This is a genomic window from Chitinophaga sp. 30R24 (genome assembly GCF_049056765.1).
GTDB lineage: Bacteria > Bacteroidota > Bacteroidia > Chitinophagales > Chitinophagaceae > Chitinophaga.
Window position 1 is genome coordinate 293,421 of sequence record NZ_JBJGXX010000002.1, and the last position, 22,876, is coordinate 316,296.

Below are 22,876 nucleotides of genomic sequence, written 5' to 3' on the forward strand. Positions count from 1 at the left end.
TATTCCCTCAATAACAGGTGGTCCGTTAAACAGGCGGATGCTGTTATAAAACCATGATACTATGCCATCAAGCAAAGCTATTATCTCCGGCATTATTCCCGCTGTGTTAACAACAGATATTACTTCATCTGCCTCTTTTGGTGCTTTTGTATTTGCTAACCGGCGTAACAGGTGGTTATTGGGCATCGCATTGTTAGTAGCAGTGATTAAGATAGTGGTGTTTAAACATTTTTTCCCGGACCTGGATTTTACTTCAGATACCGGGTCGTACATCGGTGCCGCGTTGTATAAGCTTGACTGCAGTGTTTGGCCGGTAGGGTACTCCAGGTTTCTATGGTTGTTTCATCAGGTATTGCATACCGAAACCGCATTGGCTATCGTACAGTTTGCGCTGTTGGAGCTTAGTTCCTTGTTCTTCTATTTCAGCGTGCTATATATTTTCCGTGCAGAAGGTTATTTTCGCTATGGCTGTTACGCTTTTCTACTCGTTAACCCATTGTTCGTTTTCTTAAGTAACTATGTGATTTCCGATGCTTTGTTCCTATCGCTGGGGCTTACCTGGATTACTTTGTTATTATGGATATTGCATAAGCCCACTATGGCATTGCTTATTTTTCATGGCTTGTTATTGGGAGTGGCTTTTACGGTGCGTTATAATGCTATGTTTTACCCGGCAGTAGCGCTGATACCGATCCTGTTATCGCGATATAAGCCATGGCAGAAGGTATTGGCGATATTGTTGCCACTGGTGCTGATTGTTGCTTTTGTAACGTTTATGCGGCAACGTACTTATGAGCATAGCGGTGTAAAGATATTTTCCGCTTTCAGCGGTTGGCAGATGATGAATAATGCGATGTACATGCTACAGTACCAGAAAATAGACACCACAGCTATTCCTCCGGCATTTACAGCAGTACACCGGTTGGTGTACCATTACTGCGATAGCCTGCAGCATGCGCCTAAAAAGATATTGCTTACTGATGGGTCTCTTTTTATGTGGGATAATAATGGGCCGGAGAAAAAATTAATGGGAGAGTATCTCCATGTGCACCCCAAGGTGGATGTATTTACCGGGTGGGCTGCCATGTCGCCGTTGTTTGGCAGTTTTGGGCAGTATATGATAAAAAAATATCCTTTGGATTTTGCCCATTACTACCTGCTGCCCAATGCAAAGATGTATATCCTCCCTGATTTGGAAGTATTAGGCATTTATAACCGCCCCTTTATTGGAATTGAACCTAAAGAGGTGAAAGCGATGTTTAAGAATGGTGATAAGCCCAGGCCTATGGGTAAATATAACGATCTGCAATCCCTATTGATGGCCTTATTTCCTTCATTGATCCTGGTTTGCCACGTTGTTTTTTTAGAAGAAACCATCCGTTATCTGATTAAGAAAGGAATTAGAAAGACCCCGCGCAAATTCAATATTGCACTGCTTTTGTGTTGGGTGTTTATACTGATTAACTTTGCTTTCAGCGTATTTGCAGCACCTATTGTATTGCGTTACCAGGTATTACTGATCCTGTTGTTACTTAGTTATACCTTATTACTCACTGAAATAACAGATGCTCCGCCGGAGGTTGCACCAGTTTGATCATTCATAGGTCACTTTGCTTCTGCGGAGTATGTTACTCCATGTTTTGGTAAATTCATCGGATAGGGTAGTTGTTTTTTGCGCTATAAATACTGCATGGAAAGCATTTTTTTCTTGTATAACGTAGTATAGTTGAGACTCAGGTGTAGAAAATTGCCCGGTATTCTACAGCCTTCCTGCCCGTACGACAAATAGGGTATAACAGTAAACACCATACGAAAAAATATCTCATCCCCCGATTATTTAGCGCAAGAGAAACATCATTTTTGAAAATGGTTGTAATGTTAACTTACCATTAATTCCGCCTTTTTAATAGGTGGAGTATGCAGGTAAATTACACATGAAGTAATATTTTGGGCGTGCATCCATGTGAATAGCTCACCGCGTATTTTAAATATTTTTACTTTTTATGAAGAAACTTACAGGCATTGCCCTGCTATTAATGTTGGGCTTAACTGCCATGGCGCAGCGAACCACCCATGTGGTACTGATTACTATCGACGGCTTCCGCCCGGATTTTTACACTGATCCTTCCTGGGGAATGGTAAATCTGCGTATGATGAAGGAACATGGCGCATATGCAGACGGCGTAAATAGTGTATTCCCTACCGTTACTTATCCCAATCATACTTCCCTGATCACTGGTGTAGCGCCAGCCAAACATGGGATTTATTATAATACGCCTTTTGAACCAGCCGGCGCTACGGGGTTATGGTATTTTTATTACGACAGTATCAAAACGCCTACGCTATACGACGCTGTGCATAAAGCGGGAAAAACTTCTGCTAACGTGATCTGGCCGGTAACAGTAGGAGCGCCGATCAACTATAATATTCCTGATATATGGCCTATCGGGAAGAAAGACCGCCGGGAGCTGATGCCTTCTGTTTCTACCCCGTCTTCCCTTTGGGAGGAAGTGCAGGCGAATGCTACCGGTAAATTGGGTCCGCTGGATTTTACTATGGAAGATGGAGAGATGATCATGGATGAAAACGTAGCGCGTATGTCGGCTTACCTGATCACTACCTACAAACCGACCTTTACCACATTACATCTTGCTTGCACGGATCACTACGAACACGAGGAAGGACGCGATGGCTTTCTCGTAAGAAAAGCAGTGGCTGGGGCAGATAGAGCAATAGGAACCATCCTCGAGGCACTCAAACGAGCAGGAATATACGATAGTACTGCTGTCATCATCACGGGAGACCATGGCTTTGTAGATATCCACCGTACTTTCTGCCCCAATGTATTACTGGCGCAGAATGGGTTGCTGAACAATATTAAAGCTGGCGATTGGAAAGCGCAATTTTTGGCTTCCGGTGGTTCGGCCTTCCTGTTCCTGAAAGATAACAAGGATGTTGCTACCCGTAATAAAGTGATCTCCCTGTTAAAGGCTTTGCCGGCAGACCAACAGCAATTGTTCCAGTTAGCAGACCGTCAGCAACTAGATGCCGTAGGGGCAGACCCTCATGCTGCTTTGGCCTTGGCAGCTGCTAAAGGAGTAACGATCAGCGGTACCGATAAAGGAGAGTTAGTAAAGGCCGCCAAAGGAGGCACCCATGGTTATTTTCCTAACTTTAAGGAAATACAGACCGGCTTTGTAGCCTTTGGTGCGGGCATTAACAGTGGTACCCATATCCAGGAAATGAATGTAATAGATGTAGCGCCGTTGATAGCGCAGCTGTTGGGACTATCGCTGACAGCGGATGGTCACGCGCCAGCCGGGGTGATAATGAAATAAGCTTTTTTGTTTGCATGCTGTAATGAATGGGGGGGTATCATAATCCGGTACTCCCCTTATTTTTTTAAGGCTTTGTGTGAAGGGGGCTTCCGGTTGTTATAGTTGCAGCGCTGGTAGCCCTTCATACATTACTGGTGTAATTATGTTGGCGTCGTCTGGTTTTGCTTTACGTACGGAGTTAATCGGCCAATATTCCAGTGCAGTTGCGGGAAGTTCGAATTGTACTATATTACGTATGTCCGTGTCTGTTAGGTCTGGCCGTAACCATTCCTGGGCCAGTTTATTGGTAAGCATTAAAGGCATTCTGCCGGCATTATCGCCGCCATTATGGATCTGCGCCATTACTTTGTTGGCGCTGCGGGTAAGCAGGGTAAAGGTGGGAATGCGGGCCGGTTGGTCTACATCCCAGGAATTGGAAAAGGCCCAAAGCCCTGCAATGAAAAAGATATCCTGCTCTTTCGCTTTAATATAGTAAGCTACTTTATTTTTCCATCCTGGTACCTGCCGGTACTCAAAAAATCCGGTGGCTGGTACCAGGCAGCGCTGATGCCGGATAGCATTCCACATGGTGCCAGTTTCCAATACTTTTTCGCTACGGGCATTCAGGTAAAGCTGCCGTTGTTTTTTTACCTTTTCCAGGCTGTCCAATAACTTGGGAACAGGTCCCCAGGTATACGATTGCAACTGATACCCTTGTTGGTTCACTACTACTGGCCATTGTGGATAAGACATCCCGATCTTATGCCAGGTGGGATCAAAGTCAATATTCAGGCTGTCTGATTTCACTTGTGGCAGGTGTTGTAAGATGCTCTTTATGCTGGCTGTAAAAGCAATGTCGTAACACATATGGTTTAAACAGATTCTATATCTGGTAAAGGTACTTTTATTTCTCCATCTTCATATTTCAGCGGTACGTATACCTTCCCATAATGCAGGGATAAAACGGTATGTCCCATTGCTGCATGTGCGGGCTTGCTGGGAAGCCGCTACATACAGTTTTTCAATTTCTTCCGGGTGATGGGGCCTATTTACGCATATCTACAATTACGGCAGTTACTACGCCCCAAACCTGGAAGTCGGTATCTTCTGTTATAACGATGGGTTTATAAAACTGGTTTTCCGGGTGCAATACCCAGCTGCGGCCGGCCTTTACCAACCTTTTTACGGTATATTCCCCATTCAGGGCCGCTACAATAATATCGCCGGTGGAGGGGCGGATGGAGCGGTCTACTATTGCCATGCAACCATCGGGGATATTGGCGTCTACCATGCTGTCGCCTTTTACGCTGATAACGAAGGTGCTGGCCGGGTTGGGCTGTAACAAACGGGAAAGGTCAATTTCTTCTTCCTGGTAATCCAGGGCGGGGGTGGGAAACCCTGCAGGGATACTGCTGTTAACAAATGGCAGGGTTATACTCATACCGCTCATTTTCAATGCTTCCATATAACTATCGTTTAATAAATACTAATATTATTAGCAAAATAAAGCTAATTTTTTTAGTTTAAGAAATGCATTAACAGATCGTTTACAAAGGCTAGAAAGCTTTACAGAAGTAACTTGTAGCATATCAGTTAGATGAGCTGATTCACTGCTAAAACAGGCGCAGTAAAGTTTTTTTTAAGAAGTCCTTTGATATATCATTTTAGTTACTATTTTTGTATTCGAATTATGATTACTAACATACATATACATCATCACCATCATATCTTACCGCTACGGTAGGCAAGGGGATGATTTGTGTATATCACCATATTAGATCATCAACAGGGGCTTACCGAAGAGGTAAGCCCCTTTTTTATTTTATCCAGGATGAAACTTAAAATTGCAATCCAGAAATCCGGCCGCCTGCACGATGATTCCATCAAATTATTGAAGGAATGCGGCATAGACATCAACAATGGTGTCAATAAGCTTAAAACAGAAGCGAGTAACTTCCCGCTGGAAGTATTTTTTCTGCGCGATGACGATATTCCGCAGTACATTGAAGATGGGGTAGCAGATATAGGTATTGTGGGAGAAAATGTAGTGCTGGAAAAACAAAAGCAGGTAAATATCGTTCAAAAACTGGGCTTTGGTAAGTGCCGTTTGTCCATGGCTGTGGAAAAATCAGTAGATTATACTTCCATAAAGGACCTGCACAATAAAAGGATTGCTACCAGCTATCCGGTAATTGTGGAGAAATTCCTGCAGGAAAATGAGATTGAGGCAGAAATCCATGAGATCAGCGGCTCCGTGGAAATAGCGCCGGGCATAGGTTTGGCGGATGCTATCTGCGACCTGGTGAGCAGTGGTTCTACCCTTTTCATGAATGGGTTGAAAGAAGTGGAAACTGTACTGAAATCGGAAGCGGTATTGGCTGCTTGCCAGCACCTGCAACCGGAGCAACAGTTGCTGCTGGACAAGCTCTTATTCCGTATACAGGCGGTGAAAAAGGCAAAGAATAATAAGTACATCCTGCTTAATGCCCCCAATGATAAACTAAATGAGATCATTGGTCTGTTGCCGGGAATGAAGAGTCCTACTGTACTGCCGTTGGCAGAAGCTGGTTGGAGTTCTGTTCACTCTGTACTGAATGAAAATGATTTCTGGGATATTATTGAGAGTTTGAAAGATGCAGGCGCACAAGGTATCCTGGTAGTGCCCATCGAAAAAATGGTGATCTAAAAAAGGAGTAAACGATGCAAGTAATCAGATATCCTGATAGAAACAGTTGGAATACACTGCTGCAAAGGCCTGTGATGGATACTTCCACGCTGGAAAAGAAAGTGAACGATATCCTGCAGGAAGTGCGTACGGGGGGAGATGCGGCCATCAGAAAGTTTGCAGCGGAATTCGACAAGGTTACTTTAGCCGGTCTGCAGGTGCCGACGCAGGCGTTTGAAGCGGCAGAAGCCAGCCTGGACCCGGTATTGAAAGCAGCCATTCAGCAGGCGGCAAAAAATATTACTGCCTTTCACCGCGCTCAGCAGGAAAAAGTACAGGTAATTACTACTATGCCAGGTGTGGAATGCTGGCGTAAACCAGTGCCCATCCAGAAGGTAGGATTATATATTCCCGGTGGTTCTGCCCCCTTGTTCTCTACTATCCTGATGTTGGGTATTCCGGCTATGATTGCAGGCTGTAAGGAAATAGTACTTTGCACGCCTTCCCTGCATCCGGCCATTCTGTATACTGCACAGTTAATAGGTATTGAAAAGGTATTTACAATCGGTGGTGTGCAAGCCATTGGTGCGATGGCTTACGGTACGGAATCGGTACCCCAGGTATATAAAATATTTGGTCCTGGTAATCAATATGTTACCTGTGCTAAGCAGTTGGTCAATAAAAGCGGCGTAGCCATCGATATGCCGGCAGGTCCTTCGGAAGTGGCTGTGCTGGCCGACGAAACAAGCGTACCCGCTTTTGTGGCGGCAGATCTGTTGTCGCAGGCAGAGCATGGCCCGGATAGCCAGGTGCTATTGGTAACCACCAGTGAAAAGGTGATTGGCGATGTAACCAACGCACTGAACGCGCAGCTGGAGCAGCTGCCCCGCAAAGGTATTGCTACCGCGGCGCTGGATAACAGCAAAATGATCCTGGTGGCTGATATTGATACTGCTATGGATATGCTGAACGCCTATGCACCAGAACACCTGATTCTGGCCTGCGAGGGCGCCGAAAATATAGCCGATAAGGTAACAGACGCAGGTTCTGTTTTCATGGGAAATTATACCCCGGAAAGCGCCGGCGACTATGCTTCCGGAACTAACCATACCTTGCCTACTAATGGTTATGCCCGTGCCTACAGTGGTGTTTCGCTGGATAGTTTTGTGAAGAAGATCACCTTCCAACAGATATCTCCCGAAGGGCTGCAAAATATAGGTGCTACCATCGAAGCTATGGCCGCGGCAGAAGGACTGGAAGCGCATAAAAATGCGGTGACAGTCAGGCTGAAATCATTGTAATGCGATCATCTCTTTAAATCAGTTCATATGTTTAATCTTGATACCCTTGTAAGGGAAAATATAAAAAGACTGGTGCCTTATTCCACTGCCCGGGATGAGTTCAAAGGGGAAGCGACAATCTTCCTGGATGCCAATGAAAATAACTTTGGATCACCTTTGCCGGTGAATTACAACCGCTATCCCGATCCGATGCAGTGGAAACTGAAATATAAGATCGCAGATGTAAAAGGTGTACCACCACAGAACATTTTTGTGGGTCATGGCAGCGATGAAGCCATAGACCTGCTCTATCGCTCTTTCGTAAACCCTGGTGTGGATAATGTGATCCTTTGTCCGCCTACCTATGGCATGTATGAAGTAAGCGCGCATATCAATGATGCAGTGATCCGCAAAGTATCGCTCACGGAAGATTTTCAGCTGGATATTCCTGCCTTGCAACAGGCAATCGATGAAAAAACTAAGCTTATTTTTATCTGCTCTCCTAACAATCCTACCGGTAACTCCATTAACCGGTCAGATATTGAACTGTTGTTAAACAACTTCGATGGTATTGTGGTGATAGATGAGGCGTATATTAATTTTTCACGTCAGAAAACTTTTATACAGGAGCTGACAGAATATCCTAACCTCGTGGTGTTACAAACCTTGTCTAAAGCCTGGGGACTTGCAGGTTTACGCATCGGTATGGCCTTTGCCAGCGAAGAGATCATCCATACTTTCAATAAGGTGAAACCACCTTATAACATTAGCCAGGTGACCAATGAACTGGCCCTGCAGGCATTGGAAAATGTAGGCCAGGTAAATGAGTGGATCCGTGAAATTGTGATAGAACGTGATCTCCTTTCTGCCGCCCTGATACAACTGCCGGAAGTGCTGGAAATTTATCCCAGTGATGCCAGTTTTATCCTGGTGAAAACCAGCGATGCCAAAGGTATTTACAATCATCTTATAGAAAAGGGTATTGTGGTACGTGACCGTTCCAAGGTAGAGCTTTGTATGGGCTGCCTGCGCATTACTATCGGTACGCCGGAGGAAAATCTGCGGCTGCTGGAAGTATTGAAAACTTTTAACCTGAAAAAGGAAACACCTGTATCTGCATGAAACGAGTACTTTTTATAGACCGCGACGGTACCCTCATCCGGGAAGTACCGCCTACTTACCAGATCGATAGCCTGGATAAAATTGAATTTTATCCCAAAGTATTTGTAAACATGGCCAGAATCGCTGCAGAACTGGATTATGAACTGGTGATAATAACCAACCAGGACGGTTTGGGAACCTCTTCTTTTCCGGAAGATACCTTTTGGCCTGCACAAAACTTTATTATCAAGGCGTTTGAAAATGAAGGGGTACGTTTCGATGAAGTGTTCATCGACCGTTCTTTTCCGGCAGACAATGCGCCTACCCGCAAGCCCCGTACAGGCATGCTGACTAAATACCTTAATGGAAATTACGACCTGGCTAATTCTTTCGTGATTGGCGATCGCATCACAGATGTGGAACTGGCTAAAAACCTGGGTGCCAAAGCCATCTGGGTAAATGAGGGCTCCGGTTTGGGTGGTGCAGAAGTTAACAACAATATTGCTAGTCTGCAACCTGTAATAGCGCTGGAAACAACCGACTGGAATAAAATCTATGAGTTCCTGAAACTGGGATTAAGAACGGTAACGCACGTACGAAAAACAAATGAAACCGATATTGTTATTTCCCTGAACCTGGATGGTACCGGCAAAGCCAATATTCATACCGGCCTGGGATTCTTTGACCATATGTTGGACCAGATTGCCCGTCATGGTGCTATAGACCTGGATATTACTGCTAAAGGCGATTTGCACATAGATGAGCATCATACAATAGAAGATACGGGTATTGCTCTGGGGGAAGCTATGGCTAAAGGGCTGGCAGATAAACGCGGGATAGAACGTTATGGTTTTTGCCTGCCAATGGATGATTGCCTGGCGCAAGTGGGCATCGATTTTGGTGGTCGTAACTGGTTAGTATGGGATGCTAACTTTAAAAGGGAGAAGATAGGGGAGATGCCTACCGAAATGTTCTATCACTTCTTTAAATCTTTCTCGGATGGCGCCAAAGCTAACCTGAATATCCAGGCAGAAGGAGAAAATGAACATCATAAAATAGAAGCTATTTTCAAGGCTTTTGCCAAAGCTATTAAGATGGCCGTAAAGAGAAACCCAGCAAATATGCAGTTGCCCAGCACTAAAGGAGTACTGTAAGGAACAGGTTGGTTGGTGAGGGATCCATACACTTTTATTTTATGTGTATGTAACTTTATGGCAAAAAAAATTTGCATATTCTAAAAAAATGTTCCACATTTGTTTTTATTATGCAAAATATCATTATAAATAAACATTGGTGGTGGCACGGAATCAAATCCTGATCTGTGTTACAGTGCCATGTTTCGTTTAGAAATATATTTGGAAGGCCCGCTGTTACACAGCGGGCCTTCCGGCTTTTAAGACCTTCCCATTTAAATAATAACTAATATTTCACCCAAGATCATGCGTACCATCCAAGTAAAAACGAGATCCAAACAAATGCTGGCAGACATTTTCACGCCAGTGGGAATATATCTGCGGTTGCGCGATAAATTCCCGGGTTCCCTCCTCCTCGAAAGTACGGATTCCAGGGCCAGTGAAAACAGCTATTCCTTTATTTGTGTAAAACCCATTGCTGGTATTGAAGTAACCTCCACCGCCCAGTTTGAATTCAAATATCCGAATCTGCCAGTGGAAAAAAAGGACCTGAAAAACAAACAACAGGTATTGGATGAATTGCAACAGTTCCTGGGTAGGTTTTCGGTAAGCGATAAACACCCCATACCCTCCGTACAAGGGCTTTTTGGGTATACCGCTTTCGATGCTGTGCAATTCTTTGAAAACATCGAATTCAATAAAAATAAACAGAATGGGAATGCCATCCCATTGATGCGCTACCGGTATTATCAATATGTGATAGTGATCAACCACTTTAAAGATGAGCTCTATCTTTGTGAAAATCAGATAGAGGGCCTCGATAGCGAATTTGAACTGCTGGAATCGCTTATCCGTCACAAAGATTCGCCCGGATATCCATTTACCACCATCGGAGAAGAGCATAGCAATATGACAGACGAGGAATATATGCAGATGGTGGAGAAAGGCAAGCAACATTGTTTCCGCGGAGATGTTTTCCAGGTAGTCCTTTCCAGAGCCTTCCATCAATCTTTCAAAGGCGATGAGTTTAATGTGTACCGCACACTCCGCTCTATCAACCCCTCTCCTTATCTTTTCTTTTTCGATTACGGCGATTATAAATTAATGGGCTCTTCTCCTGAAGCGCAAATAGTGATCAGGAATGGTAAAGCCACTATACACCCCATTGCCGGTACTTTCCGCCGCACTGGCGATGATGCGCAAGATAAACTGTTGGCCGATAAACTATTGGCAGACCCTAAAGAAAATGCAGAACATGTGATGCTGGTAGACCTGGCCCGCAATGACCTGAGCCGGAACGCTACCGAAGTAACTGTGGCCTCTTACAAGGAAGTACATTTCTATTCACATGTGATCCATCTGGTAAGTGAGGTAATAGGTAAAGTAGATCCTGCTATGAACCCTTTTGCCCTGCTGGCGGCTACTTTCCCGGCAGGCACCCTTTCCGGCGCGCCTAAATACCGTGCTATGGAGATCATCGACCAATATGAGCCTACTGCCCGTGGCTTCTATGGCGGCTGTATAGGCGCTGTTGGCTTTGATGGCAATTTTAATCATGCGATCATGATCCGCTCCATACTCAGTAAAATGAACACCCTCTATTATCAGGCCGGCGCTGGTGTGGTAGCTAAATCAGTAGCCTCTTCCGAACTGGAAGAAGTGAACAATAAACTCAATGCATTAAAACAAGCCATTCTGCTGGCACAAAAATTATAGCCATGAATATCCTCGTTTTTGATAATTACGACTCGTTTACATACAACCTCGTACACCTTGTGGAAAAGATCATCAACGGCAAGGTAACCGTGGTGCGCAATAACGAAATTCCACTGGAACAGGTAAACAACTACGATAAAATTATTCTCTCCCCCGGCCCTGGTATTCCGGAAGAAGCCGGCTTGTTACTGCCGTTAATCAAGGAGTATGCATCCACTAAATCCATATTCGGTGTATGCCTTGGCCAACAAGCTATTGGACAGGCTTTTGGCGCCTCCCTTACCAACCTGAAAGAAGTATATCATGGCGTAGCTACCAATGTGAATATTATTGCAGAGCAAGGAAGGTTATTTAACGGCATGCCCCGGCAAATAGAAGTTGGCAGGTACCATTCCTGGGTAATTGATGAAACCACGTTGCCTGCCGACCTTACAATTACCGCTAAAGATGATGCCGGATTTATCATGGCGGTACAACATAACAACTATGATGTAAGTGGGGTACAGTTCCACCCGGAAAGCGTATTAACGCCAAAAGGAGAGCAGATACTGAGAAACTGGCTGGCACTATAGCCTCTTCTAATATCACTTTACATTTCTTAACAGCTAATTGCTAGGTATCATGAAAAAGATTCTCCATTATCTCTTCGAACATAAAACATTTAGCCGCGAAGCGGCCAAAGACATCCTGATTAGTATTTCCAAAGGCATATATAATGAAAGTGAATTGGCCGCTTTCATGACGGTATTTCTGATGCGCAGCATTACTATTGATGAGCTGATGGGTTTCCGTGACGCTTTGCTGGAACTCTGTATTCCGGTTAATTTTAATGGTTATGATGTACTCGATATTGTGGGTACTGGTGGTGATGCAAAAAATACTTTTAATATTTCCACCCTGTCTTGTTTTGTGGTAGCCGGTACCGGTGCTAAGGTAGCCAAACATGGCAATTATGGTGTGTCTTCTGTAAGCGGGGCCTCTAATGTAATGGAGCTGATAGGCTATAAGTTTAAGAACGATGATACCCGGCTCAAAGCAGAACTGGAAGAAGCAGGTATTTGCTTTCTGCATGCGCCTTTGTTCCATCCGGCATTGAAACATGTAGCTGGTATACGCCGCCAGCTGGGCATTCGTACCTTTTTTAATATGCTGGGTCCATTGGTGAACCCTGCTTTTGCCCAACACCAGCTGATTGGGGTGTACAGCCTGGAAATGGCCAGGGTATACAACTACCTTTTCCAACAAACCAATAATCAGTTTGTGATTGTGCATAACCTGGACGGATACGATGAAATATCCCTCACTGCCGATACCAAAGTGATCACCAATAAAGGTGAACAAGACTGGACGCCGGAACAATTAGGCAAAAGGAAAGTGCATCCGGAAGATATTTACGGTGGCAGCACCACTGAGGAAGCCGCAAAGATCTTTATGAAGATATTGAAGGGGGAAGGCACCTGGGCGCAGAATTCCGTAGTATTTGCCAATGCGGCCATGGGATTGTATAGTTTGGGGAAATATACTTCCTACAATGATTGCTTTGCCGCCGCTGTGGAGTCGCTGGAATCCGGTAACGCATATAATGCATTTAAAAAATTGATTGCCTTACAGTAGTCATACATATCGCCGATCATGAAAAATATTTTAGCTGAGATAGTAGCCCATAAACAAATAGAAGTAGCTGCCCGGAAATTGCAACGTAGTGCCCATGAACTGGAGCAATCATCATTCTTTGGCCGCGAAGCCTTGTCGCTGCGGCATTTCCTGCAGCAGCCCCAAAAAACTGGCATCATCGCAGAATTTAAGCGCCGCTCTCCCTCCAAAGGATTAATCAACGGCGTGGCAACCGTAGAAGAGGTAACTACTGCGTATACACGCTACGGCGCTTCCGGTCTTTCTGTACTTACCGATGAGCAATATTTTGGCGGGGCTACAGATGATTTGCAACAGGCGCGCCGATTTAACAAGATTCCTATCTTGCGTAAGGATTTTGTGATAGATGAATACCAGATATTAGAAGCCAAAGCGATCGGTGCAGATGTGATCTTGCTCATTGCCGAATGTTTAGCAGCCCCGCAGGTGGCGCAATTGGCTGCTTTTGCCCATAATCTGGGATTGGAAGTGTTACTGGAAGTGCATAGTGAATCCCAATTGGAAAAAGTAACTGCGCATACTCATCTGGTAGGTGTTAATAACCGCGATCTGATCACTTTCCAGGTAGATTTCAACCGTTCCTGCGAACTGGCGCCAAAGATTCCTGCAGATAAAGTAAAAGTAGCGGAGAGCGGTATCAATGATCCGGCTGCTATTGTAACGTTGAAAACCGCAGGCTTTCAGGGTTTTCTGATAGGGGAACATTTTATGAAACAGGAAGATCCTGCTCATACATTTGAAAACTTTGTGAACACTTTGCAGGAATTGCAGCAAAAATAAGGAGACGTTATGCGTATTAAAGTTTGCGGCATTACCAGGATAAACGATTTGCAGGCCTTGGTAGACAACGGGGTAGATTACGCTGGTTTTATTTTTTATGAAAGATCACCGCGCTTTGCTGGGAATAAAATAGATGCTAGGTCTGTAAGGGAAACCACCCGTATCCGGAAAGTAGGTGTATTTGTAAATGCTTCGTTGGAGCAGATCAGACGCACTATTGAAGATTATACTCTGGATCTGGTACAGCTGCATGGCGAAGAAACACCGGAGTTTTGTGCAGCCATACGGGAAACAATTCCGGTGATCAAAGCCTTTCGTATAGGCAATAACGTAAACTGGAAAGAAGCGCTGCAACCATATATTGCTGTAACGGATTATTTTCTTTTTGATACGGCTTCTGTAAAAGGTTATGGCGGTACCGGGGAACAATTTAACTGGGAGCTGCTTTTAGCGTATCCCTTTGCGCATCCTTTTTTCCTGAGTGGCGGTATTAGGCCCGATCAGGCGGCAGCACTCACCAGCATGTCGTTACCGGCTATGGTAGCAGCAGATGTGAATAGTAAATTTGAAGACAGCCCAGGCGTGAAAAATATAGCGCTCGTAGAACATTTTGTAAAACAGATTCATCAATCAATCATCAAATAAAACGGTCATGGATATTGCGATCAATACCGGCAACTCCAGGTATCAGGTGGATAGGAATGGCTATTATGGCAAATTTGGCGGGGCATATATCCCGGAGATGTTATATCCCAACGTGGACGAGTTACAGTCCCGATACCTTGCTATCCTCACCGATCCAGGATTTCAGCAAGAGTTTGAAGCCCTGCTGAGGGATTATGTAGGCAGACCTTCTCCTTTATATCTGGCAAAACGTTTGTCTGAAAAGTATCAGGCGAATATTTATCTCAAACGCGAAGACCTGAACCATACAGGAGCCCATAAAGTAAACAACACTATTGGCCAGATATTGCTGGCCAAACGCTTGGGTAAACACCGCATCATTGCAGAAACTGGCGCCGGGCAACATGGTGTGGCCACGGCTACCGTGTGTGCGCTCATGGGCATGGAGTGCGTGGTGTATATGGGCAGTATTGATATAGAAAGGCAAGCGCCTAACGTGGCCCGTATGAAAATGTTGGGTGCTACGGTAGTAGCGGCCACCAGTGGTAGTAAAACCTTGAAAGATGCTACCAACGAAGCTATCCGCGACTGGATCAATAATCCGGTAGATACCCACTACATCCTGGGTACAGCTGCCGGCCCGCATCCTTATCCGGATATGGTAGCGCGTTTTCAGTCGGTGATCAGTGAAGAAATAAAAAAACAACTCCTGGAAAAAACCGGTAATGCCAGCCCAGATTATGTGGTAGCTGCTATTGGTGGCGGCAGTAATGCTGCTGGTGCCTTCTTCCACTACCTGGATGAAGAAAGCGTAAAATTAATTGCTGTAGAAGCGGCCGGCAAGGGTTTGCAAAGCGGCTTTTCCGCTGCTGCCACCCAGTTAGGTACTGTAGGTATTATCCATGGCAGTAAAACATTGCTGATGCAAACCGGCGATGGCCAGATTGTAGAGCCGCATTCCATCTCCGCTGGCCTGGATTATCCTGGCATTGGCCCCATGCATGCACACCTGTATGAATCAGGCCGCGCACAGTTTCTTGCCGCTACCGACGATGAAGCGTTGGCAGCTGCCTATGAACTGGCGCTCCTGGAAGGTATTATCCCGGCTATGGAATCGTCGCATGCCCTGGCCAAACTGAAAGACCTTACGCTCCGTCCCGAAGACGTAGTAGTGGTATGCCTCTCCGGCCGCGGTGATAAAGACCTGGATACCTATATCCGTCACATGAAAAAATAATTGGATGATGCAGAATCGTATTGATCAACTGTTTGCTAAGAAACAACACAGCGTTTTAAACGTATATTGTACGGCTGGTTTTCCACAGTTAAACGATACCTTGCCGGTAATGACTGCTTTACAACAATATGGAGCAGACATTATTGAGTTGGGTATGCCCTTTTCAGATCCATTGGCAGACGGGCCGGTAATACAGGAGAGCAGCGCTAAAGCATTGCAGAATGGTATGAGCCTTCATGTACTGTTTAAACAGCTGGCTGGCTTCCGTGAAAAGATACAGCTGCCCGTTATCCTGATGGGCTATTTTAACCCGGTACTGACTTATGGCGTGGAAGCTTTTTGTGCCAAATGCGCCGAAGTAGGAGTAGACGGAATTATTTTACCAGACCTGCCTATGGCCGAATTCGAAAATGAATACCGGGCTACTTTCGAAAAATATAACCTGCACTTCATTTTCCTGATTACGCCGGAAACCAGCGAAGCGCGTATCCGTAAAATAGATGGCCTGAGCAAGGGATTTATCTATGCAGTATCTTCTTCCTCTACTACGGGTAAAGACAAGGATATGAAAGACCAGCAGGCTTATTTCGAAAGATTAAAGGAGTTACGGTTAAAGAATCCGGTATTAATTGGTTTTGGTATAAAAGATAAAGCTACTTTTGAGGTAGCGTCGGCCTATGCCAATGGCGCCATTATTGGCACCGCGTTTATAAAAAAACTGGAAAACAGCCAGGATATAGATATAGCGCAAACAGTAAAAACGTTTATTTCGGATATAATTCAGTAATAACATGAAAACGGTTATCATAAAATACAACGCCGGTAATATCCGCTCTGTGCAATTTGCATTGGAGCGTTTAGGCGTTAGCGGTATCGTTACAGATGATCATGAAGAGATCATGTCGGCCGACAAAGTGATCTTTCCTGGAGTTGGTGAAGCGAGTACGGCTATGCAGTATCTGCGGGCAAGAAAACTAGACCAGGTGATTGCCGGCCTGCAACAGCCCGTGCTGGGAATTTGTCTTGGTATGCAGTTGTTGTGCCAGCATTCAGAAGAAAATAATACCGATTGTATTGGCGTGTTTGATGTAAAGGTAAAGCGTTTTCAGTCGCCTGTAGAAAACTTGTTGAAAATTCCGCAGATCGGCTGGAATAACATTGCCGGTTTACACAGCTCTGTCTTTGAGCATGTGCCGGAGAATACCTATATGTATTTTGTGCATAGTTATTACGCTGCCTTATGTGCCGATACGGTAGCTATTACCAATTACGTGATCAACTACAGCGCTGCCTTGCAGAAAGGTAATTTTTATGCTGTACAGTTTCATCCCGAAAAATCTGCTGCGGCGGGTTCCCGTATCATTGAAAATTTTTTGAATCTCTGAGATGAATATCCGCCCAATCAGTGCAGATGATACCCTGCAATTACGCAAAGATGTACTGTATCCCAACGACTCGCTGGCTGCTGCAAAGGTACCGAATGATGAAGAGGGGCTGCACTTTGGCGTTTTTGACGGAGGACAGCTCGTAACAGTGGTGTCTCTTTTCCTGGGCCGCGACAGCGCCCAGTTCCGTAAACTTGCCACTGCCCCCGCCGCGCAGGGCAAGGGCTTTGGAAAAGCAATACTGGCACACCTGGTAAGCATCTGCCAAAAAGAAAAAATGAAATTGCTCTGGTGTAATGCCAGGGATACAGCAGTGAGCTTTTACGACCAGTTAGGGTATACCCGGAAAGGTGACTATTTTATAAAGAACGGTATCTCCTATGTAAAGATGGAATTGCCATTGGACCAAACTAATATGACTGCAAAGCGTTTTGAAATTATACCCGCCATCGACATTATTGATGGTAAATGCGTAAGGCTTACCCAGGGTGATTACAGCCAACAGAAAATTTATAATGAACATCCATTGGAGGTAGCCAAGGAATTTGAGGCAATCGGTGTACGTCGTTTGCACCTGGTAGACCTGGATGGCGCCCGGAAAGGTGCAGTGGTGAACTGGAAAGTATTGGAAAGTATTGCTGGTAAAACCACATTGGTAACAGATTTTGGAGGGGGCATTAAAACCGGAAAAGACCTGGAGATCGTATTTGAAAGCGGCGCTGCCTTAGCTACTATTGGCAGCGTGGCCGTAAAGCAGCCAGCATTGTTTTTTAGCTGGGTGAAACAATATGGCGCCGGGAAATTATTCCTGGGCGCCGATGTAAAGGAAGAAAAGATTGCAGTAGGCGGCTGGCTGGAAACAACAGAGTTGTCTGTGTTCGACTTCCTGCAAGGTAATATTGAGGAAGGAGTACAGCATATCTTTTGTACCGACATTGCCAAAGATGGCTTGCTGCAAGGGCCTTCCCTGGATCTCTACAAAAAGATACTGGAACGCTTTAAGGATATTAACTTTGTAGCCAGTGGCGGTGTAAGCAATATTGATGATGTGGCTGCCCTGCAGGAAATAGGCTGCAGTGGTGTGATCATCGGCAAAGCGATCTATGAGGGAAGGATTTCCATGGAAGCATTAAAAACATTCCTGTAAACTATTAGCACATGTTGACCAAACGCATCATACCTTGTCTGGATATTAAAGACGGCCGCACCGTTAAAGGCATCAATTTTGAAAATATCCGCGATGCCGGCGATCCGATCGAACTGGGCGCTTTATACGCGGAGCAAGGCGCCGATGAGCTGGTATTTCTGGATATTACCGCTACAAACGAGCGCAGGAAAACACTGGCGGAACTGGTAACCCGCATTGCCCGTCATGTAAATATCCCTTTTACAGTAGGTGGTGGCATCTCTTCAGTAGAAGATGTGAATATATTATTGCAATCCGGCGCGGATAAGGTTTCTGTAAACACTTCCGCTTTTAAAAACCCGGAACTGGTAACCCGTTTGGCATTGGAATTTGGCAGTCAGTGTATTGTATTGGCTATCGATACCCGTTTTGAAGACGGCGATTGGTATGTATACCTGAATGGTGGCCGGGTAAAAACCGATGTAAAGGCATACGATTGGGCCAAAGAAGCAGTAAACCGTGGCGCAGGTGAAATATTGCTCACTTCCATGAACAACGATGGCACCAAGCAAGGATTTGCGTTGGATATTACCGGCAAACTTTCACAAAATCTCAATGTACCGGTGATCGCTTCCGGTGGCGCAGGTAATGCAGAACATTTTGTAGAAGTATTTGAAACTGCGCAGGCTGATGCCGCATTGGCCGCTAGCATATTTCACTATAAGGAAGTAGAAATACCAGCACTCAAAACTTTCTTATATAATAAGGGAGTAAATATAAGATTTTAAGAAAACCTGAAACAAGCAAACATGCAGATAGATTTTCAAAAGTCACCCGATGGCCTGGTCCCCGCCATCATACAGGATATAGTAACAAATAAAGTGTTGATGCTGGGTTATATGAACCGCGAAGCGTTGGAAAAAACCATGACCGAAAGTAAAGTGACTTTTTTCAGCCGTTCTAAAAACCGGTTGTGGACCAAGGGGGAAGAAAGTGGCAATTTCCTGATTGTAAAAGACCTGAAGGTAGATTGCGACCAGGATACAATCCTTATTAAAGCAAGTCCGGTAGGCCCTGTATGCCACACTGGCGCAGACACTTGCTGGAATGAACAAAATATATGCAATGATTTTCTGGCTACGCTGGAAGGAATTATTGCTGATCGTAAGAACAATCCTTCCGATAAATCTTATACCAGCAGTCTTTTTGCCAAAGGTATCAATAAGGTAGCACAGAAGGTAGGAGAAGAGGCGGTAGAAGTAGTGATAGAAGCGAAGGATAATAACGATGAACTGTTCCTGAATGAATCTGCCGACCTGTTGTTCCACTACCTGATATTGTTGCAGGCTAAAGGTTTCCAGTTATCAGATGTTATATCGGTGTTAAAACAACGTCATAAATAGAGCGGGATTTGTAGGATTTTTTTGATGGGGATGATTTTATTATTTATTATGAGTTGATTATTAATTTATAATTATTAGTACTGCGATAAAAAAGCCATAGTCATCAAAAAATCATAAAAATTGATATCGCTGGAATCAAAAAAATCAGTGATCTTACAGCCCTCAAACTAATTAAATTAATTTGTAATGAAACAAGTGTTCCTGTTAGCCGCCGCGGCCATGTTTTCGGCAGGAGTAAATGCCCAGCAGGTATCGGGCATTGTAAAAGGGGGCAACGGCAAAACCATTTACCTTTTTGACGACCGTGATAATAATCCGGATGATTCTGTGGTGATTAAGGATGAGCAATTCAGTTTTAAGGTAAAGAGCGGAAAAGAGCCGGCTGTATATGCGCTGATCCTGAAAGATATCAATTACCCTATGCTATTCGTAACCGGCGATGCGCCGGTAAGTTTTGTTACTTCCTTAGATACCTATCCTGTTGCCTCCGCTGTAAAAGGCAACGATAACACGTTGGCTATGCAGCAATATCAGAAAGCGTTTCAGCCCCTGATCAAAAGGGCCCGCACGCTGAATCTGGAAGCGCAGGCTATAGATCCGGAAGACGAGGCAGCTAAAAATGCATTCCGTAAAAAGGCCGAAGAGTTTAATAAAGACGTGATTATTACTGGAAAAGGCTTTACCAGTACTCATCCCAAAAGTCTGGCCAGCATCTGGTTATTGATGAATGAACTGCGTGGCCGCCTGGAACCGGAAGAATTCCAGCTGCTGTTTGCTTCACTTGATAAGTCTATACAAACAAGTGCTTATGGAGAAGGTGTAACCGCCTATATAAAAAGTATGAAAGTTAACAGTGTGAATGTACCGGCAGACGATTTCACGCAGGAAGATATGAAGGGGCAGCCTGTTAAATTGTCATCTTTCCGTGGTAAATATGTATTAGTGGATTTCTGGGCCAGCTGGTGTGGTCCTTGCCGACAGGAGAATCCCAATGTGGTAAAAGCTTATAACAAATTCAAGGATAAAAACTTCACTATTCTCGGGGTTTCGCTGGATGATAACCGTGACCGTTGGCTACGGGCCATTAATCAGGACGGCCTGGCGTGGACACAGGTATCTGATCTCCGTGGTTGGAGCAACGAGGTAGCGGTGCAGTACAGCATTCAGTCTATCCCTGCCAACTTCCTGGTAGACCCTAACGGCAATATTATTGCACGCAACCTGCGTGGAGAAGAGCTGGAAAATGTGTTGCAGCGGGTATTGAAATAGCCGTTTATCAAAATCAGGTTGTTATTGACCAGCTGATTTTCCAAATTTGCTATTAGTAAATCAAGAACCAATGAAAAAAGCAATTGTTGGAATTGCCCTTTTTGTGCCAACCGTAATGTTTGCCCAGGATAAAAAAGGAACTGTTGTAGGAGTGCCTTATACCATAGAGGGAACTATTTCCCAGCAACATAATCCGGCCACTGTTTATCTCAGGATGCGCAAGAATGGTGAGACATTTATAGACAGCGCACAGATCAAAGATGGTAAATTTACCTTTGCCGGTAACCTGGAAGAACCTTCCCTGGCCAGTTTGATGCTGGTACAGCAAGGTAGCGAAAAGCCTGTCTCTATGGGTCGCGATATGCTGGCGGTATTCATCGATAAAGGCGCTATCAGCGTGAATACAACCGATTCTATCAGCAAGGCTACCGTAACCGGTTCTAAAGCTAATGATGATTATAAGCGGTTGAACGATCAGTTGAAAGAGGTGAACGATAAGAGCGCTGCTTTACAAAAACAATATGTAGAGCTGTCTAAGAAAAAAGATGAGGAAGGCATTAAAAAGCTTGATGCTGAATATGATGTGCTGGATGCGGAAGAGAAAAAAATAGAATATGATTTTCTGGATAAGAATACTTCTTCTCCCATTGCCATCTTCCTGCTTAACCAGATAGCCGGCTACGACCTTAAGCCAGCAAAAGTGGCTCCCCTGTTTAAGAAATTAAGCAAAGAAGCTAAGAATTCTCCGTCGGGTAAAGAATTTGCAAAACGGCTTGAGTCTGCCCGTAAAACAGCTGTAGGGGAAACCGCCCTCGAATTTGCACAAACAGACGCTAATGGCAAAAGTATCAGCCTCTCGTCTTTCCGTGGTAAATACGTGTTGGTAGATTTTTGGGCCAGTTGGTGCGGTCCTTGCCGGGCAGAAAATCCTAATGTGGTAAAGGCATACGATAAGTTCAAATCCAAAGGTTTTGAGATCCTTGGCGTATCCCTGGATGATAAAAGAGAAAAGTGGCTGGCGGCTGTAGAAGCAGATAAGCTCACCTGGACACATGTTTCTGACCTGAAAGGCTGGAAAAATGCCGTTGCAGACCTCTATGGTATACGCGCCATTCCGCAGAATGTGCTGATAGATCCTAAAGGAAAAATTGTGGCCAGAAACTTGCGGGGTGAAGACTTGGAGTCTAAACTCGAAGAAATACTGAAATAGGAAACTATACTTATAAATAAAATAGGGTGTATCAGCGGTCTGATACACCCTATTTTATATCCGGGTACCTGATGGAGCAATATTTGTGGACAGGCATAAGCAATTAGCCGGTACGGTTACCACCTATGTGCCGGATTTCTCTGGTTGGGCCCATCCCCGGCCGGTTTTTACTATATGGATGCTCCTGGTGTACATTTTCTGGATGGGGGTAACGGCAATGTGTATACGTTTTTGTATCCAGTTGTTATCTTTATGGAAAATGCACCGTGCGTTGCAACGGGTGAAAATAAATCAGATAAAGGTACGGCTGCTGTAACAACCTGTAAATCCATTTTCCTTTTTCCGGTATATCTATATTAACCCCGTTCTGCATCAACCGGAAGAATTGCCGCGGTTAAGGTGAAAAAGTAAGCAGTGAATAACAAAAACAAAAATGCCACGGCCCGCCACCGTGGCATTTTTGTTTTTGTTCAACATTATAAGCGGGTTACTGGTTATATATCATTACCAATTCACCGTTTATGTTACAAAAAGGCGATACTGCTCCTGATTTCACCCTGAATGCAACGCCCGAAAAAACAGTCACGCTTAGTGCGCTGAAAGGAAAAAATGTGATCCTGGCGTTTTATCCGGCCGACTGGAGTCCGGTTTGCAGCGACCAGATGGCGTTGTACAATGAAATGCTGCAATATTTCGAAAAATATAATGCTGTTTTACTAGGTATTTCGGTAGATGGCGCCTGGTGTCACCATGCTTTTGCCATGGCACGGCAGCTACACTTCGATTTGCTGGCTGATTTTGAGCCAAAAGGTGAGGTATCCAAACTATATGGAGTATACGAAACTACTGGCGTAAGTCGGCGTGCGCTGTTTGTGATTGATGCCAACGGTATCATTCAGTGGAGCTATTTGTCGCCTATTAATGAAAACCCCGGCGCAGACGGTATCCTCAACGCATTGGAAAATATTAAAAACTGA

General features: G+C 44.7%; 23 protein-coding genes. 21 read left to right on the forward strand and 2 right to left on the reverse strand.

Going from position 1 to position 22,876, the window contains the following annotated elements:
- The first annotated feature begins 61 nt into the window (after positions 1-61).
- Both ACDQ55_RS07785 and ACDQ55_RS07790 read left to right on the forward strand, forming a co-directional pair.
- The gene (locus ACDQ55_RS07785) at positions 62-1,594 is read left to right on the forward strand and encodes a hypothetical protein (RefSeq protein WP_420980767.1); all 1,533 of its coding nucleotides are present in this window, start codon (positions 62-64) and stop codon (positions 1,592-1,594) included.
- A gap of 409 nt (positions 1,595-2,003) precedes the next feature.
- Entirely contained in the window at positions 2,004-3,338 is a 1,335-nt protein-coding gene (locus tag ACDQ55_RS07790; RefSeq protein ID WP_420980769.1) for an alkaline phosphatase family protein, read from the forward strand.
- A 96-nt stretch (positions 3,339-3,434) separates the two neighbouring features.
- On the opposite strand, the gene ACDQ55_RS07795 is transcribed toward ACDQ55_RS07790, so the two are convergent.
- Together ACDQ55_RS07795 and ACDQ55_RS07800 are read right to left on the reverse strand one after the other, a co-directional pair.
- Positions 3,435-4,184 carry an SOS response-associated peptidase gene (locus ACDQ55_RS07795; RefSeq protein WP_420980770.1) on the reverse strand — a complete coding sequence of 250 codons (750 nt, stop codon included), beginning with the start codon at positions 4,182-4,184 and terminating at the stop codon, positions 3,435-3,437.
- A 178-nt stretch (positions 4,185-4,362) separates the two neighbouring features.
- Positions 4,363-4,782 (reverse strand): LexA family protein, encoded by a 420-nt coding sequence (locus tag ACDQ55_RS07800; RefSeq protein WP_420980772.1) that lies wholly within the window; start codon positions 4,780-4,782, stop codon positions 4,363-4,365.
- 366 nt (positions 4,783-5,148) lie between these two features.
- Here ACDQ55_RS07800 and hisG point away from each other — a divergent pair, with 366 nt between their 5' ends.
- The 19 genes from hisG to ACDQ55_RS07895 all read left to right on the forward strand — a co-directional run bounded on the left by hisG (position 5,149) and on the right by ACDQ55_RS07895 (position 22,876).
- A complete protein-coding gene (gene hisG, locus ACDQ55_RS07805) occupies positions 5,149-6,003 on the forward strand; it encodes an ATP phosphoribosyltransferase (RefSeq protein WP_420980774.1) in 855 nt (284 codons plus the stop codon).
- Between the two features lie 14 nt (positions 6,004-6,017).
- Complete coding sequence (hisD, locus tag ACDQ55_RS07810) at positions 6,018-7,283, forward strand: histidinol dehydrogenase (RefSeq protein WP_420980775.1); 1,266 nt, start codon at positions 6,018-6,020, stop codon at positions 7,281-7,283.
- 27 nt (positions 7,284-7,310) lie between these two features.
- Complete coding sequence (gene hisC / locus ACDQ55_RS07815; protein WP_420980777.1) at positions 7,311-8,384, forward strand: histidinol-phosphate transaminase; 1,074 nt, start codon at positions 7,311-7,313, stop codon at positions 8,382-8,384.
- Positions 8,381-9,517 carry a bifunctional histidinol-phosphatase/imidazoleglycerol-phosphate dehydratase HisB gene (gene hisB / locus ACDQ55_RS07820; RefSeq protein ID WP_420980778.1) on the forward strand — a complete coding sequence of 379 codons (1,137 nt, stop codon included), beginning with the start codon at positions 8,381-8,383 and terminating at the stop codon, positions 9,515-9,517. Before hisC ends, hisB begins: the two co-directional genes overlap by 4 nt.
- A gap of 285 nt (positions 9,518-9,802) precedes the next feature.
- Positions 9,803-11,212: an anthranilate synthase component I family protein gene (locus tag ACDQ55_RS07825; protein ID WP_420980779.1), complete on the forward strand. Its 1,410-nt coding sequence runs from the start codon at positions 9,803-9,805 to the stop codon at positions 11,210-11,212.
- Between the two features lie 2 nt (positions 11,213-11,214).
- On the forward strand, positions 11,215-11,784 hold the full coding sequence (locus tag ACDQ55_RS07830) for an anthranilate synthase component II (RefSeq protein ID WP_420980781.1): 570 nt from the start codon (positions 11,215-11,217) through the stop codon (positions 11,782-11,784).
- A 49-nt stretch (positions 11,785-11,833) separates the two neighbouring features.
- Positions 11,834-12,826: an anthranilate phosphoribosyltransferase gene (gene trpD, locus ACDQ55_RS07835; RefSeq protein ID WP_420980783.1), complete on the forward strand. Its 993-nt coding sequence runs from the start codon at positions 11,834-11,836 to the stop codon at positions 12,824-12,826.
- An 18-nt stretch (positions 12,827-12,844) separates the two neighbouring features.
- Complete coding sequence (gene trpC, locus ACDQ55_RS07840; RefSeq protein ID WP_420980785.1) at positions 12,845-13,645, forward strand: indole-3-glycerol phosphate synthase TrpC; 801 nt, start codon at positions 12,845-12,847, stop codon at positions 13,643-13,645.
- Positions 13,646-13,654: 9 nt separating this feature from the next.
- Positions 13,655-14,290, forward strand: a complete 636-nt coding sequence (locus ACDQ55_RS07845) for a phosphoribosylanthranilate isomerase (RefSeq protein WP_420980786.1) — start codon at positions 13,655-13,657, stop codon at positions 14,288-14,290.
- 19 nt (positions 14,291-14,309) lie between these two features.
- Entirely contained in the window at positions 14,310-15,506 is a 1,197-nt protein-coding gene (gene trpB / locus ACDQ55_RS07850) for a tryptophan synthase subunit beta (protein WP_420981294.1), read from the forward strand.
- Between the two features lie 4 nt (positions 15,507-15,510).
- A complete protein-coding gene (gene trpA / locus ACDQ55_RS07855; protein ID WP_420980787.1) occupies positions 15,511-16,293 on the forward strand; it encodes a tryptophan synthase subunit alpha in 783 nt (260 codons plus the stop codon).
- 4 nt (positions 16,294-16,297) lie between these two features.
- Positions 16,298-16,891 carry an imidazole glycerol phosphate synthase subunit HisH gene (hisH, locus tag ACDQ55_RS07860; RefSeq protein ID WP_420980789.1) on the forward strand — a complete coding sequence of 198 codons (594 nt, stop codon included), beginning with the start codon at positions 16,298-16,300 and terminating at the stop codon, positions 16,889-16,891.
- 1 nt (position 16,892) lies between these two features.
- A complete protein-coding gene (gene hisA / locus ACDQ55_RS07865) occupies positions 16,893-18,038 on the forward strand; it encodes a 1-(5-phosphoribosyl)-5-[(5-phosphoribosylamino)methylideneamino]imidazole-4-carboxamide isomerase (protein ID WP_420980790.1) in 1,146 nt (381 codons plus the stop codon).
- A gap of 11 nt (positions 18,039-18,049) precedes the next feature.
- A complete protein-coding gene (gene hisF, locus ACDQ55_RS07870; RefSeq protein WP_420980792.1) occupies positions 18,050-18,805 on the forward strand; it encodes an imidazole glycerol phosphate synthase subunit HisF in 756 nt (251 codons plus the stop codon).
- 21 nt (positions 18,806-18,826) lie between these two features.
- Complete coding sequence (hisIE, locus tag ACDQ55_RS07875; protein WP_420980793.1) at positions 18,827-19,420, forward strand: bifunctional phosphoribosyl-AMP cyclohydrolase/phosphoribosyl-ATP diphosphatase HisIE; 594 nt, start codon at positions 18,827-18,829, stop codon at positions 19,418-19,420.
- 186 nt (positions 19,421-19,606) lie between these two features.
- Positions 19,607-20,689 carry a redoxin domain-containing protein gene (locus tag ACDQ55_RS07880; RefSeq protein ID WP_420980794.1) on the forward strand — a complete coding sequence of 361 codons (1,083 nt, stop codon included), beginning with the start codon at positions 19,607-19,609 and terminating at the stop codon, positions 20,687-20,689.
- A 70-nt stretch (positions 20,690-20,759) separates the two neighbouring features.
- Entirely contained in the window at positions 20,760-21,899 is a 1,140-nt protein-coding gene (locus ACDQ55_RS07885; protein ID WP_420980795.1) for a redoxin domain-containing protein, read from the forward strand.
- 85 nt (positions 21,900-21,984) lie between these two features.
- A complete protein-coding gene (locus tag ACDQ55_RS07890; protein ID WP_420980796.1) occupies positions 21,985-22,215 on the forward strand; it encodes a hypothetical protein in 231 nt (76 codons plus the stop codon).
- Positions 22,216-22,420: 205 nt separating this feature from the next.
- The gene (locus ACDQ55_RS07895; protein ID WP_420980797.1) at positions 22,421-22,876 is read left to right on the forward strand and encodes a redoxin domain-containing protein; all 456 of its coding nucleotides are present in this window, start codon (positions 22,421-22,423) and stop codon (positions 22,874-22,876) included.

What these genes read in the sequence shown, in the direction of transcription:
- ACDQ55_RS07785 (WP_420980767.1), top strand. Translation starts at nt 62, where the DNA reads ATGCCATCAAGCAAAGCTATTATCTCCGGCATTATTCCCGCTGTGTTA.
- ACDQ55_RS07790 (WP_420980769.1), top strand. Translation starts at nt 2,004, where the DNA reads ATGAAGAAACTTACAGGCATTGCCCTGCTATTAATGTTGGGCTTAACT.
- ACDQ55_RS07795 (WP_420980770.1), bottom strand. Translation starts at nt 4,184, where the DNA reads ATGTGTTACGACATTGCTTTTACAGCCAGCATAAAGAGCATCTTACAA.
- ACDQ55_RS07800 (WP_420980772.1), bottom strand. Translation starts at nt 4,782, where the DNA reads ATGGAAGCATTGAAAATGAGCGGTATGAGTATAACCCTGCCATTTGTT.
- hisG (WP_420980774.1), top strand. Translation starts at nt 5,149, where the DNA reads ATGAAACTTAAAATTGCAATCCAGAAATCCGGCCGCCTGCACGATGAT.
- hisD (WP_420980775.1), top strand. Translation starts at nt 6,018, where the DNA reads ATGCAAGTAATCAGATATCCTGATAGAAACAGTTGGAATACACTGCTG.
- hisC (WP_420980777.1), top strand. Translation starts at nt 7,311, where the DNA reads ATGTTTAATCTTGATACCCTTGTAAGGGAAAATATAAAAAGACTGGTG.
- hisB (WP_420980778.1), top strand. Translation starts at nt 8,381, where the DNA reads ATGAAACGAGTACTTTTTATAGACCGCGACGGTACCCTCATCCGGGAA.
- ACDQ55_RS07825 (WP_420980779.1), top strand. Translation starts at nt 9,803, where the DNA reads ATGCGTACCATCCAAGTAAAAACGAGATCCAAACAAATGCTGGCAGAC.
- ACDQ55_RS07830 (WP_420980781.1), top strand. Translation starts at nt 11,215, where the DNA reads ATGAATATCCTCGTTTTTGATAATTACGACTCGTTTACATACAACCTC.
- trpD (WP_420980783.1), top strand. Translation starts at nt 11,834, where the DNA reads ATGAAAAAGATTCTCCATTATCTCTTCGAACATAAAACATTTAGCCGC.
- trpC (WP_420980785.1), top strand. Translation starts at nt 12,845, where the DNA reads ATGAAAAATATTTTAGCTGAGATAGTAGCCCATAAACAAATAGAAGTA.
- ACDQ55_RS07845 (WP_420980786.1), top strand. Translation starts at nt 13,655, where the DNA reads ATGCGTATTAAAGTTTGCGGCATTACCAGGATAAACGATTTGCAGGCC.
- trpA (WP_420980787.1), top strand. Translation starts at nt 15,511, where the DNA reads ATGATGCAGAATCGTATTGATCAACTGTTTGCTAAGAAACAACACAGC.
- hisH (WP_420980789.1), top strand. Translation starts at nt 16,298, where the DNA reads ATGAAAACGGTTATCATAAAATACAACGCCGGTAATATCCGCTCTGTG.
- hisA (WP_420980790.1), top strand. Translation starts at nt 16,893, where the DNA reads ATGAATATCCGCCCAATCAGTGCAGATGATACCCTGCAATTACGCAAA.
- hisF (WP_420980792.1), top strand. Translation starts at nt 18,050, where the DNA reads ATGTTGACCAAACGCATCATACCTTGTCTGGATATTAAAGACGGCCGC.
- hisIE (WP_420980793.1), top strand. Translation starts at nt 18,827, where the DNA reads ATGCAGATAGATTTTCAAAAGTCACCCGATGGCCTGGTCCCCGCCATC.
- ACDQ55_RS07880 (WP_420980794.1), top strand. Translation starts at nt 19,607, where the DNA reads ATGAAACAAGTGTTCCTGTTAGCCGCCGCGGCCATGTTTTCGGCAGGA.
- ACDQ55_RS07885 (WP_420980795.1), top strand. Translation starts at nt 20,760, where the DNA reads ATGAAAAAAGCAATTGTTGGAATTGCCCTTTTTGTGCCAACCGTAATG.
- ACDQ55_RS07895 (WP_420980797.1), top strand. Translation starts at nt 22,421, where the DNA reads ATGTTACAAAAAGGCGATACTGCTCCTGATTTCACCCTGAATGCAACG.